12 protein-coding genes are annotated in these 12561 nt (G+C 70.8%); 8 read left to right on the top strand and 4 right to left on the bottom strand.

Annotated elements, in window-relative coordinates; genetic code table 11:
- Window positions 1-2: 2 nt before the first annotated feature.
- A complete protein-coding gene (locus tag OHA21_RS29035; protein WP_328460151.1) occupies window positions 3-692 on the bottom strand; it encodes a response regulator transcription factor in 690 nt (229 codons plus the stop codon).
- 96 nt (window positions 693-788) lie between these two features.
- On the opposite strand from OHA21_RS29035, the gene OHA21_RS29030 reads away from it, so the two are divergent.
- The 3 genes from OHA21_RS29030 to OHA21_RS29020 all read left to right on the top strand — a co-directional run bounded on the left by OHA21_RS29030 (window position 789) and on the right by OHA21_RS29020 (window position 4342).
- Window positions 789-1703, top strand: a complete 915-nt coding sequence (locus tag OHA21_RS29030; protein WP_328460149.1) for an ADP-ribosylglycohydrolase family protein — start codon at window positions 789-791, stop codon at window positions 1701-1703.
- A gap of 82 nt (window positions 1704-1785) precedes the next feature.
- The gene (gene thrS, locus OHA21_RS29025) at window positions 1786-3783 is read left to right on the top strand and encodes a threonine--tRNA ligase (RefSeq protein WP_328460147.1); all 1998 of its coding nucleotides are present in this window, start codon (window positions 1786-1788) and stop codon (window positions 3781-3783) included.
- A gap of 106 nt (window positions 3784-3889) precedes the next feature.
- Complete coding sequence (locus OHA21_RS29020; RefSeq protein WP_328478595.1) at window positions 3890-4342, top strand: HIT family protein; 453 nt, start codon at window positions 3890-3892, stop codon at window positions 4340-4342.
- Between the two features lie 26 nt (window positions 4343-4368).
- On the opposite strand, the gene OHA21_RS29015 is transcribed toward OHA21_RS29020, so the two are convergent.
- The gene (locus OHA21_RS29015; RefSeq protein WP_328460145.1) at window positions 4369-6531 is read right to left on the bottom strand and encodes an elongation factor G-like protein EF-G2; all 2163 of its coding nucleotides are present in this window, start codon (window positions 6529-6531) and stop codon (window positions 4369-4371) included.
- A 216-nt stretch (window positions 6532-6747) separates the two neighbouring features.
- Between OHA21_RS29015 and pgsA the strand changes: the two genes are divergently transcribed.
- The 4 genes from pgsA to OHA21_RS28995 are packed head-to-tail and all read left to right on the top strand — an operon-like array spanning window position 6748 to window position 9965.
- On the top strand, window positions 6748-7365 hold the full coding sequence (pgsA, locus tag OHA21_RS29010; RefSeq protein ID WP_328460143.1) for a phosphatidylinositol phosphate synthase: 618 nt from the start codon (window positions 6748-6750) through the stop codon (window positions 7363-7365).
- Window positions 7362-8228, top strand: a complete 867-nt coding sequence (locus OHA21_RS29005; protein WP_328460141.1) for a phosphatidylinositol mannoside acyltransferase — start codon at window positions 7362-7364, stop codon at window positions 8226-8228. The genes pgsA and OHA21_RS29005 overlap by 4 nt, the downstream gene beginning before the upstream one ends.
- An 8-nt stretch (window positions 8229-8236) precedes the next feature.
- Window positions 8237-9391, top strand: coding sequence for a glycosyltransferase family 4 protein (locus OHA21_RS29000; RefSeq protein ID WP_328460139.1), 1155 nt, complete (start codon window positions 8237-8239; stop codon window positions 9389-9391).
- Window positions 9392-9416: 25 nt separating this feature from the next.
- Window positions 9417-9965, top strand: a complete 549-nt coding sequence (locus OHA21_RS28995) for a hypothetical protein (protein ID WP_328460137.1) — start codon at window positions 9417-9419, stop codon at window positions 9963-9965.
- A 457-nt stretch (window positions 9966-10422) separates the two neighbouring features.
- Here OHA21_RS28995 and pdxS read toward each other — a convergent pair whose 3' ends face one another.
- Together pdxS and fliQ are read right to left on the bottom strand one after the other, a co-directional pair.
- The gene (gene pdxS, locus OHA21_RS28990) at window positions 10423-11319 is read right to left on the bottom strand and encodes a pyridoxal 5'-phosphate synthase lyase subunit PdxS (RefSeq protein WP_328460135.1); all 897 of its coding nucleotides are present in this window, start codon (window positions 11317-11319) and stop codon (window positions 10423-10425) included.
- A 205-nt stretch (window positions 11320-11524) separates the two neighbouring features.
- Window positions 11525-11794, bottom strand: coding sequence for a flagellar biosynthesis protein FliQ (gene fliQ / locus OHA21_RS28985; protein WP_328460133.1), 270 nt, complete (start codon window positions 11792-11794; stop codon window positions 11525-11527).
- A 147-nt stretch (window positions 11795-11941) separates the two neighbouring features.
- Here fliQ and pdxT point away from each other — a divergent pair, with 147 nt between their 5' ends.
- Window positions 11942-12547 (top strand): pyridoxal 5'-phosphate synthase glutaminase subunit PdxT, encoded by a 606-nt coding sequence (pdxT, locus tag OHA21_RS28980; RefSeq protein ID WP_328460131.1) that lies wholly within the window; start codon window positions 11942-11944, stop codon window positions 12545-12547.
- The last annotated feature ends 14 nt before the right edge of the window (window positions 12548-12561 follow it).

The following is a 12561-nucleotide window of genomic DNA, read 5'->3' as shown; positions in this document are numbered from 1 at the left end:
CCTCAGTCCGGCGCCACCAACCGGAATCCGACCCCCCGCACGGTGCGCAGGTAGCGGGGCTTCGCCGCGGACTCGCCCAACTTCCGGCGAAGCCAGTACAAATGAACGTCGATGGTCTGGTCCTCGCCGACCGACGGCTGTCGCCATACCTCCTCCAACAGCTCACGACGGGACACCACTCGGCCCGGACGGGCGGCGAGATAGGCCAGCAGATCGAATTCCTTACGGGTCAGCGCCAGCGACTCACCCGCGAGGGTGGCGCTGCGCTCGCCGATGTCCACCCGCAGCTCGCCGACCTCGTGCACGGCCGGCTGCGCGGCCCGGCTGGCCCGGCCCACCCGGCGCAGCACGGTGGCGATCCGGGCGTCCAGATGGGCGCCGGTGAACGGCTTGACCATGTAGTCGTCGGCGCCGGCGCGCAGCAGGCGCACGACGGTCTGCTCGTCGTCACGGGCGGTGGCGATGATGATCGGCACATCGGTGATGCCGCGCAGCATGCGCAGCGCGTCGGAACCGTCCAGATCGGGCAGCCCGAGATCCAGCACGACCAGGTCGGGCGTCTCCGCGGCGACGCGCCGCAGAGCCTCCAGAGCCGTGCCGACGGCGTGCACGGCGTGCCCCCGGTCGGCTAGCGATCGGAGCATGGCGCCGCGCACGACATGATCGTCTTCGACGAGCAACACCGTGGCCATGCGAAGACCGTAGCGTCCCTGGCAACCGAAACCTAAAGGGTGATCCAGCGAGAAGCTTTGATGACGCTGAGTGATGAATTACGATCCGAAGCGCTGATGTCATTCACCCTCTTCCCCGGTACGCGACTCGCGTTGGCTCTGGAGAGCCTGGCCGGCCTCAGTGTCGGTGACGCCCTCGGAGCCCAGTACTTCGTGCCCGCCAACAAGCCGTCCGACCTGCTCGAGGCCCGGGTGCCCGAGGCGCCCTGGGAGTGGACCGACGACACCGAGCAGGCGTGTTGCCTGGTGGCGACGCTGGCCGAGGGCGACTTCGACCGGGACGGGTTCGCCGAGATGCTGGGCCGGGTGTTCGACCCGGGCCGCGGGTACGGCCCGGGCGCGGTGGTCATGCTGCGCGAGATCCAGCAGGGTCTGCCCTGGCCGATCGCGGCCGCGGCCGCCTTCGACGGCCAGGGCTCCTGCGGCAACGGCGCGGCGATGCGGGCGGCGCCGCTGGGCGCCTGGCACGCCGATTCACTCGCCCATGCAGCCACCCAGGGGGTACGCGCAGCCGAGGTCACCCATGCCCACCCGGAGGGGATCGCCGGTGGGGTGGCCGTCTCGGTGGCCGCCGCCGTCGCTGCCGCCGCCCGGCTGCACGGACACAAGCCGGAACCGGAACAGCTGCTGCGGGCCGTCGCCACGCACACCCCGACGAGCGTGGTCCGCGACGGGGTGGTCGAGGCCGCCGGGATCTCGGGGGTGGACGAGGCGGCATACCGGCTCGGCAACGGCAGCCGGGCGACGGCGCAGGACACCGTGCCGTTCGCCCTCTGGGTGGCGGCTCACTATCTGCACGATTACCCGGCCGCGGTGGCGGCGTGCGTGATCTCCGGCGGGGACGTGGACACCACGGCCGCCATCGCCGGTGGGGTGGTGGCCGCGCACACCGGGCTGGACGGCATCCCGCCGGCCTGGCTCTCGGCCCGCGAGCCGCTGCCGTCGTGGCTGGCGGCAGCGGGCGGGGAGTGACCTCGCGCGCCGGGCGGAGATGGTCGAAAGCCGACGGATAGCATCGGGAACCGGACCTTCCCTTTTCTGAATGGAGAACACCGTGTCTGCGACCCGTACACCCGCTGTGGCCGACCCGCTAGTCGTCCCGGCCGGGACTACGGCGGCCGACGCGGTGGCCGCCGCCGGGCTGCCGGCGCACGGGCCGAAGGCGGTCGTCGTGGTCCGTGAGGCGGACGGCCGGCTGCGCGACCTGAACTGGGCGCCGGAGGCCGACACCGAGGTGACCCCGGTCGCGATCGACGAGCCGGACGGGCTCGACGTGCTGCGCCACTCGACCGCGCACGTGCTGGCCCAGGCCGTGCAGGACGTCTTCCCCGAGGCGAAGCTGGGCATCGGCCCGCCGATCCGGGACGGTTTCTACTACGACTTCGACGTGGAGAAGCCGTTCCAGCCGGAGGACCTGACCAAGCTCGAGAAGCGGATGCAGGAGATCGTCAAGGCCGGCCAGACCTTCCGCCGCCGGGAGTACGCCTCCCTCGACGAGGCCAAGGCCGAGCTGAAGAGCGAGCCCTTCAAGCTCGAGCTGGTCGACATCAAGGGTGACGTGGACGAGGAGGCCGCGGCCGTCGGGGCCGGCGAGCTGACCCACTACGACAACCTCGGCAAGGACGGCGAGCGGGTCTGGGGCGACCTGTGCCGCGGCCCGCACCTGCCGTCGACCCGGCTCATCCCGGCGTTCAAGCTGATGCGCTCGGCCGCCGCGTACTGGCGCGGGTCGGAGAAGAACCCGCAGCTGCAGCGGATCTACGGCACCGCGTGGCCGTCCCGGGACGAGCTCAAGGCGTACCTCAACCGTCTCGCTGAAGCCGAGCGCCGTGACCACCGCAAGCTGGGCACCGAGCTGGACCTGTTCTCCTTCCCCGATGAAATCGGGTCGGGTCTGGTGGTCTTCCACCCGAAGGGTGGGGTGATCAAGCGCGAGATGGAGGACTACGTCCGCGCGCGGCACATCGAGGAGGGCTTCCAGTACGTCGGCTCGCCGCACATCACCAAGGAAGGCCTGTTCCACACCTCGGGTCACCTGCCGTATTACAAGGACACGATGTTCCCGCCGATGGAGCTCGAGGGGGCGAACTACTACCTCAAGGCGATGAACTGCCCGATGCACAACCTGATCTTCAGGTCGCGCGGGCGGTCCTACCGTGAGCTGCCGATGCGCCTGTTCGAGTTCGGCACGGTGTACCGCTACGAGAAGTCCGGCGTGGTGCACGGCCTGACCCGGGTGCGCGGTCTGACCCAGGACGACTCGCACTCCTACGTCACCGCCGAGCAGGCGCCCGGCGAGATCAAGCACCTGCTGAACTTCGTGCGCTCGCTGCTGGACGATTTCGGTCTGGACGACTACTACCTGGAGCTGTCCACCCGGGACCCGCAGAGCGACAAGTTCATCGGCTCGGACGAGCAGTGGGCCGCGGCGACCAAGGTGCTCGAGGACGTGGCCACCGAGTCCGGCCTGGAACTGGTGCTCGACCCGGGTGGCGCGGCCTTCTACGGCCCGAAGATCAGCGTGCAGGCGAAGGACGCGATCGGGCGTACCTGGCAGATGTCGACCATCCAGTACGACTTCAACCAGCCCGCCCGGTTCGGGCTGGAGTACCAGGCCGCCGACGGTTCCCGCCAGGAGCCGGTCATGATTCACTCGGCGAAGTTCGGCTCGATCGAGCGGTTCTTCGGTGTGCTGGTCGAGCACTACGCCGGCGCGTTCCCGGCCTGGCTGGCGCCGGTGCAGGTGGTCGGCATCCCGATCCGCGACGACCACGCTTCGTATCTGGAAGAGTTCGTGGCTCGTCTGCGCAAGGAGGGCATCCGGGCCGAGGTGGATCATTCCACCGACCGCATGCAGAAGAAGATCCGTACGGCGCAGCAGCAGAAGATCCCGTTCATGGCGATCGCCGGCGACGACGACGTGAACGGCGGCACCGTGTCGTTCCGCTACCGCGACGGCTCGCAGCGCAACGGCGTCTCGATCGACGAGGCCGTCGCGCACGTCGTCGAGGTGGTCCGCTCCCGCGTCAACACCGGGCCGTCCGCGGCCTGAGTTCTGCACCCGCCGCTCGTCCGCGCATAGGATTCGGTGCGTGGACGAGCAGCGGGCGGAGACCGGCGAACCGGACGGCCTGGAGCGGCTCTGGACGCCGCACCGGATGACCTACATCTCCGGCGCCGACCGGCCCGCCGGCTGCCCGTTCTGCGTGGCGCCCGGCCTGCCCGAGGCGGACAGCCTGGTCGTGGCGCGGGGCACCCTGGTCTACGCGGTGCTGAACCTGTATCCGTACAACCCCGGGCACGTGCTGATCTGCCCGTATCGGCACGTCGCCGACTACACCGAGCTCACCGAGGACGAGACGGTCGAGGTGGCGGCGTTCACGCGTACGGCGATGCGGGTGATCCGCTCCACCAGCAGTCCGCACGGCTTCAACATCGGGATGAACCAGGGCGCGATCGCCGGCGCGGGCATCGCCGCCCACCTGCACCAGCACGTGGTGCCCCGGTGGGGCGGCGACGCCAACTTCATGCCGGTGATCGGCCGGACCAAGGTGGTGCCGCAGGTGCTCACCGATACCCGCGACCTGTTCACCAAGGCATGGCCTTTCTGAAGGCATGGCACCTCTGAAGGCATGGCCTACCTGGACGCCGCGTGCTCCTTGCGGACCGCGTCGGCCAGGTGGGCGGGCATCGGCTCGTGCCGCAGATACCGGCGGGTGAACGTGCCGGTGCCGGAGGTCAGTGCGCGCAGCTCCACGGCGTACCGGACCAGTTCGGTGGCGGGCACCTCGGCCCGCACCGTGCTGGCCTCGCCCGCCGCGCCGGACTCGCTGCCCTGGGGCCGTCCGCGCCGGCCGGACAGGTCACTCATCACCGCACCGACGTAGGACTCGGGTACCCGTACCTCGATCTCGTCGACCGGCTCCAGCAGCGTGATCTGGCCGCTCTCGGCCGCGGCGCGCAGCGCCAGCGAGCCGGCCGTCTGGAAGGCCGCGTCGGAGGAGTCCACGCTGTGCGCCTTGCCGTCGTAGAGCGTGACCTTCAGGTCGACCACCGGGTAGCCGGCGGCCAGACCGCGTTCCAGCTGGGCGCGGACGCCCTTCTCCACCGACGGGATGTAGTTGTGCGGCACCGCGCCGCCGACCACCTTGTCGACGAACTGGAAACCCTCGCCGCGCGGCAGCGGCTCCACGCGGATGTCGCAGACCGCGTACTGCCCGTGGCCGCCGGACTGCTTGACGTGCCGGCCGTGACCCTGCGCCGCGGCGCCGAAGGTCTCCCGCAGCGCCACCTTGACCGGCTCGGTGTCCAGCTCGACGCCGCCGGAGCGGAGCCGGTCCAGCACCACGTCGGCGTGGGACTCGCCCATCGTCCAGAGCACCAACTGGTGGGTCTCCGGGTTGCGCTCCAGGCGCAGCGTGGGGTCGCCGGCGACCAGCCGGGCCAGGTTCTTCGCCAGGTTGTCCTCGTCGGAGCGGGTCTTGGCCACCACCGCGATCGGCAGCAGCGGCTCGGGCATCGTCCACGGCGCCATCAGCAGCGGGTTGTCCTTGCTGGAGAGCGTGTCGCCGGTCTCCGCGCTGCCGGACTTGGTGATCGCGCAGAGGTCGCCGGCGATCGCCTGCGGGACCTCGCGCAGCTGCGCGCCGAGCGGGGAGTAGACGTGCGCCACCCGCTCGTCGGCGTCGTGGTCGGGGTGGCCGCGCTCGGCCAGGCCGTGCCCGGAGACGTGCAGCGTCTGGTCCGGCCGCAGGGTGCCGGAGAAGACCCGGACCAGCGAGACCCGGCCGACGTGCCGGTCGATCGTGGTGCGCACCACCTCGGCGACCAACGGTCCGTCCGGGTCGCAGGTCAGCGGCGGGCGCGGTGAGCCGTCCACCCCGGTGACCACCGGCAGTTCATGTTCCAGCGGCGTCGGCGCGGCGCCGACCAGGCCGTCGAGCAGCGCGTCCAGACCGACGCCGGTGCCCGCACAGACCGGGATGACCGGGTAGAAGTTGCCCCGCGCGACCGCCTTCTCCAGGTCCGGTACGAGCGCCTCGGTGCTGATCAGCTCCCCGCCGAGATACCGGTCCATCAGGGTCTCGTCCTCGCTCTCGGCGATGATCCCCTCGATGAGTGTGTTCCGGTCGTCGGCGATCGGGTTCAGATGCTCCGGCTCGGCCTCGCCCGCCCGCGGCGGGTAGCCCTGCGAATAGTCCAGCACTCGCAGCGTGACCAGCCCGAGCAGGCCGGCGATCGACTGACCGTCGTCGCCGAGCATCGGCTGGTAGATGGGAAGCACGTTCTCGCCGAACGCCTCCTGGCAGTCCTGCAGGGTCTCCTCGTAATCGGCGCGCGGATGGTCGAGCCGGGTGATCGCCACCGCCCGCGGCATGCCGACCGCGGCGCACTCGTCCCACAGCGCGGTGGTGGAGTCGTCCACCCCGTCCACCGCGGAGACGACGAAGAGCGCGGCGTCCGCCGCGCGCAGGCCGGCCCGAAGCTCCCCGACGAAGTCGGCGTAGCCGGGGGTGTCCAACAAATTGATCTTGACGTCGCCGTGCATGAGCGGTGCGCAGGCCAGCGCGACCGAGCGCTGCTGGCGGACCGCCGCCGGATCGTGATCGGTGACCGTGGTGCCGTCGGCGACCGTGCCCGCCCGCGGGATCGTGCCCGTGGCGGCGAGCAGCGCCTCGACCAGGGTCGTCTTCCCGGAACCCGAGTGCCCCACCAGCACCACGTTGCGTACTCTGCCGGGGTCTGTCACCACCGGCGCGGACGCGCCGGCATTTCCCTTCTCCGAAGTCTTCTGCGCCATGCCGAGCGCTCCCGTCGTTTCCCGTTCGTTACGCCGCTGTTCTGCAAATCCCACACCCGGGCATGTATCCGCCGCAAGGACCCTCATCCCCGCTTTTCTTCGGTTTTCCGCCGCGCGGCAGGCACTGCTCCGAACTGTGCCGGATGGTGACGATACGGCCAACCAGTGGCCTGGGCCGTACCACCGCTGGTCGCACGCCGTTATGGTGAGACGGCCATGGCAAAGATCGTTCAAACTACGGCCCGTGCCGTCGTCGCGTACGGCGTCAACCCGGTCGCACGCTTCCTGCTCCGCATCGGGGTCACACCCAACGCGGTAACCGTCGCCGGCACCGTCGGGGTGCTGATCGGCTCCTACTTCGGTGCCCTCGGCCACCTCTTCTGGGGCACGGTGATCGTAACCGCCTGCGCGCTCACCGATGCCCTGGACGGCACAATGGCCCGCATGCGGGGTGGTAACGGGAAATTCGGGGCACTCCTCGACTCGTCCATGGACCGCCTCGCCGACGGCGCCGTGTTCGGGGCGGTCACCTACTACCTGGCCACCGAGGGCATCTGGTGGGGCGTCGTCGCCGCCCTGATCAGCCTGGTCGCCGGACAGGTCGTCTCGTACGTGAAGGCCCGCGCGCAGAGCCTCGGGCTCAACGCCGACGTCGGGATCGCCGAGCGGCTCGAGCGGCTGCTCATCGTCGGTGTCGGCGGCCTGCTCGGCGCGGCCGGCCTGGACTGGGGCCTGCCCGCGGCGCTCTGCGTGCTCGCCGCGCTGTCGCTGTTCACCGTCTTCCAGCGGCTGGTCAGCGCGGCCCGCTCGGACGTCAAGGAACCGGCGGCGTGAAGGACCGGCTGATCGAGCTCGGTTACGCGGCCGGCTGGCGGGTGATCCGCGCGCTGCCGCTGCCGGTCGCCCGCAAGCTCTTCACCACGGTCGCCGACCGGGCGTGGAAAGCCAACGGCCCGGGCACCCAGCGGCTGCGGCGCAACCTGCAGCAGGTGGCCGGCCCGGACATGCCGGACACCCTGGTCCGCGACGGGCTGCGCTCCTACGCGCGCTACTGGATGGAGGCGTTCCGCCTGCCGTCGCAGACCCGCGAGCAGTTCCTGGACGGGTTCTTCATGCTGCCGGAGAGCTACCAGCAGTTGAAGAAGGCGGTCGCCGACGGTCACGGGGTGGTGCTGGCGCTGCCGCACGTGGCGAACTGGGACGTCGCCGGGGCGTGGGTGGTCTCGCACGACTGGCCGATGATCACCGTCGCCGAGCGGCTCAAGCCCGAGGCGGTGTTCGAGCAGTTCCTGGCGTACCGGGAAAAGCTCGGCATGAAGGTGTTGCCCCTCACCGGTGGCGAACGCGCACCGCTCGACGTGCTGAGCGAGCACCTGAACAAGGGCTGGGTGGTGCCGCTGCTCGCCGATCGGGACCTGTCCCGGGCCGGGGTCGAGGTGGAGTTCTTCGGCGGGCGTACCCGGATGCCGGCCGGACCGGCCATCCTGGCGATCCGCACCGGCGCGCCGATCTTCGCGGTCGACCTGTGGTTCGACGAGAAGCGCACGATGGCGAAGATGCGGCCGATCACCCCGCCCACCGAGGGCCCGCTCGACGAGCGTGTCAGACAGACCACCCAGCAGCTCGCCGACGCGTTCGCGGCCGGCATCGCCGACCACCCGCAGGACTGGCACATGCTCCAGAAGCTCTGGCTCTAGGAGGATTCGTGCGGATCGGGATCGTCTCGCCCTACTCGTTCGACGTCCCGGGCGGTGTGCAGAACCACATCATGGACCTGGCGGAGGCGCTGATCGGTCTCGGTCACGAGGTGAGCGTCCTGGCGCCCGCCGACGACGACGCCGAACTGCCGCCCTACGTGGTGCCGGCGGGGCGGGCCGTCCCGCTGCCGTACAACGGCTCGGTCGCCCGGATCACCTTCGGCCCGATCTCCACGGCCCGGGTGCGGCGCTGGCTGGCCAAGGGGCAGTTCGACGTGCTGCACGTGCACGAGCCGATCTCGCCCAGCCTCTCCTTCCTGGCCGTCCTCTCCGCTCGCGGCCCGGTCGTCGCCACCTTCCACACCGCGATGACCCGCTCCCGGTTCCTGTCCGCCGCGCAGCCGTTCGTCCAGCCGGTGGTCGAGAAGATCACCGCGCGGATCGCGGTCAGCGAACTGGCCCGCAAGGTCCACGTCGAACACCTCGGCGGCGGCGCGGTGGAGATCCCCAACGGGGTCGCGGTCGCCAAGTTCGCCTCGGCTGCGCCTTTGCCGGGATGGCCCGGCGAGGGCGGTGCGCTGGGCTTCCTCGGCCGGTTCACCGAGCCTCGCAAGGGCTTCCCCCTGCTGCGTACGGCGTACGTGTCACTCGCTCGGCAACGACCCGGGCTCCGCCTGCTCGTGGCCGGCCCGGGCGACCGCGACGAGCTGTACGACGACATCCCGCCCGAGTTGCACGACCGGGTGGAGTTCCTGGGCCTGGTCTCCGAGGCGGACAAGGCCCGGATGCTGCGCAGCGTCGACGTCTACGTGGCGCCGAACACCGGTGGCGAGAGCTTCGGCATGATCCTCACCGAGGCGATGGCGGCCGGCGCCGCGATCGCCGCCAGCGACCTGGACGCGTTCCGCCGGGTGCTGGACGGCGGGCGGGCCGGCGCCCTCTTCCCCACCGGTGACCAGGTGGCGCTCACCACACTGCTCGGCGATCTGCTCGATGATCCACACCGTCGGGCGGATCTGGCGTCGTGCGCTCGTACCGTCGTCGCGACGTTCGATTGGCCCAGCGTGGCCAACCGGGTGCTGGAGGTCTACGCCACCGCGATCGAGGCCACCGACGGGCGCGTTCTCGACGACGAGTGGGCCGACCACGGTCAGGGCACGTAACTGCTCGACACATTCCGGCACTACGATGCCCCGCATGTGGTGGGTGGTGGGAGTCGTCGTGCTGGCCGCGATCTTCTCGGCGTACCTCGGCTGGACCGCTCAGCGAGTGGAGCGCCTGCATCTGCGGGCGGCAGCGGCCGAGCGCGCCCTGGACGCGCATCTGATGCGCCGCGCGGCCGCGGCCGCCGTCGTCGCCGAACAGGGTGACTCGGTCGAGCTCTACGCCGCCGCCCGGCTGGCGCTCGACGCCGAACCCGGCGACCGCGAGACCGCGGAGAACGACCTCACCCGCCAGCTCCAGAACGTCGACCTCAACCCGGCCGACGGCGCCGCCCGCACGCTGATCGCCACCAGCCGCCGGGTCGTGCTGGCCCGCCAGGTACACACCGACTCGGTACGCGACGCCCTCAGCGCCCGCCGCCGCCCGCTGGTGCGGGTGCTCGGCCTGACCCGGCGCCACCCTCGCCCGGAGTACTTCGACATCGTCGAACCTGTCCTCCCCGACCTCCCACCCGTGGTCGTCCCCACCCCCACCCACCCGCCCGAAGGCATCCTCCCCACCGCCCCGGTCTAACCACCCAGCCCCACCCGCAGCCCTCAGTCGCGCCACCCCGGCCCCGGGTCGCGCCCACCCCCAGCCCTCAGTCGCGCTCACCCCCAGCCCCGGTCGCTCACCCGCCAGCCCCCGGTCGCTCCCACCCCGGCCCCCGGTCGCGCTCACCTCCAGCCTTCGGTCGCCCCCGCGGAAGCAGCCCTGGCAGCGGCCGCCCAGCCCTCCCCCAGCTCTCCATCCGGCTGGCGCTCAGTGTCGTTTCGCGCTTGCGGAAGCAGCCCTGACAGCCAGCCGGCCAGCCGATTCCCCGCCGCCGCGTACCGCGCCGATCTTGGGCGGTTTGCCACGCTCGGCGGTGGCCGCGCGCTCATGGCGACCGTTCGGCGGGGCGGGGCGGGGTCGTGCGTGCCCCGGAAGGGCTGGAGGCGCCGCATGTGGGAAGGGCCCCGCTGGGAGGCGGGGCCCTGGGATGCCGGCGTTACCAGCCGCGCTCGGAGAGGCGGTGGGGGACCGGCTCGTCCTCGACGTTGATGCCGACCATGGCCTCGCCCAGGCCGCGGGAGACCTTGGCGATCACGTCGGGGTCGTCGTGGAACGTGGTGGCCTTGACGATCGCGGCGGCGCGCTGGGCCGGGTTGCCGGACTTGAAGATGCCGGAGCCGACGAACACGCCCTCGGCGCCGAGCTGCATCATCATGGCGGCGTCGGCGGGGGTGGCGATACCGCCGGCGGTGAACAGCACCACCGGCAGCTTGCCGGCCTCTGCTACCTCCTTGACCAGCTCGTACGGGGCCTGCAGCTCCTTGGCGGCGACGTACAGCTCGTCCTCGGGCAGGGTCTGCAGCCGGCGGATCTCGGCGCGGATCTTGCGCATGTGGGTGGTGGCGTTCGAGACGTCGCCGGTGCCGGCCTCGCCCTTGGAGCGGATCATCGCCGCGCCCTCGGTGATCCGGCGCAGTGCCTCGCCCAGGTTGGTGGCGCCGCAGACGAACGGCACGGTGAACTGCCACTTGTCGATGTGGTTGGCGTAGTCGGCGGGCGTCAGCACCTCGGACTCGTCCACGTAGTCGACGCCGAGCGACTGCAGCACCTGGGCCTCGACGAAGTGGCCGATGCGGGCCTTGGCCATCACCGGGATGGAGACCGCGTTGATGATCCCGTCGATCATGTCGGGGTCGGACATCCGGGACACACCGCCCTGCGCGCGGATGTCGGCCGGCACCCGCTCCAGGGCCATGACCGCGACGGCGCCGGCGTCCTCGGCGATCTTCGCCTGCTCGGCGTTGACCACGTCCATGATCACGCCGCCCTTGAGCATCTCCGCCATGCCGCGCTTGACGCGGGCGGTCCCGATGGCGGGCTGGTTCTCAGACATGGGGTTTCGGCTCCTCGTGCGGGGTTGTCGGTAAACGGGATCCTACGAAGCTGCAACGGCCCTTCCGATAGCCAATCGACCTGCCGGTGGCCTGCTTTACCCGGACACGAAACCGGACGCGAGCCGGACGCGAAACCAGACACGAACCGGACGCGAAACCAGACACGAAAAAGGCCGCCCCGAGGGACGGCCTTCTTGGTACGGGTCAGCCCAGCAGGGCCGGCAGCTTCTCGAACAACTGCTCCGTGTACGTCATCATCTCCCGCAGCATCCAGTTGCCGCAGAGCAGCAGCGCCGCACCGATCGCCACCGCCTTCGGCACGAAGGAGAGCGTCGCCTCCTGGATCTGGGTCACCGACTGGAACAGCGAGATCGCGAATCCGACCGCCAGGGCGGTCAGCAGCACCGGCGCCGACATCTTCGCCGCAACGCTCATGGCCTGCAGTCCGAGCTCCACCACCATCGTGTCCGTCATGCCCATCAGTTCGGGCCGTTCCGGGGCCCCCGGAGTGCAGACCGGTCGCCGCTCGGTTGCCGTTGGGTTCGCGCCGCCGGACTTCTCAAGTGGCCCCCGCGGCTGCCGCGCAACAGGCGGGAAGACCGCGTGCCTAGAGTGGGTGACGTGAACATCGGAGTGCTGGCCCTGCAGGGCGACGTGCGCGAACACCTGGCTGCCCTGGCCGAGTCGGATGTGCTGGCGAGGCCGATCCGCCGGCCCGAGGAACTCGCCGACGTCGAGGCTCTGGTGATCCCGGGCGGCGAGTCGACCGCGATCAGCAACCTGGCGGTCACCTTCGGCCTGCTCGACCCGATCCGCAAGCGGATCGCCGACGGCATGCCGGTGTACGGCTCCTGCGCCGGCATGATCATGCTGGCCACGACCGTGCTGGACGGGCGGCCGGACCAGGAGTCGTTCCAGGGCATCGAGATGACGGTGCGGCGCAACGCGTTCGGCCGGCAGGTCGATTCGTTCGAGGCCGCTGTCGAGATCGAGGACATCGAGGGCGAGCCGTTCCACGCCGTCTTCATCCGGGCGCCGTGGGTCGAGGAGGTCGGTCCCGACGTGCGGGTGCTGGGCCGCGTCACCGACGGTGCCGCCGCCGGTAGGATTGTCGCCGTTCGGCAGGGCAACCTGCTTGCCACGGCTTTCCACCCGGAGCTAACCGGTGACCTTCGCGTCCATCGGTACTTCGTCGAGATGGTCCGCCAGGCCGCACCCGCACGGTAGACACGGAGGTTACG

Source organism: Actinoplanes sp. NBC_00393, assembly GCF_036053395.1.
GTDB lineage: Bacteria > Actinomycetota > Actinomycetes > Mycobacteriales > Micromonosporaceae > Actinoplanes.
Note: the sequence above shows the minus strand (reverse complement) of the source record. Positions and strands in the feature narration are given on the sequence as shown.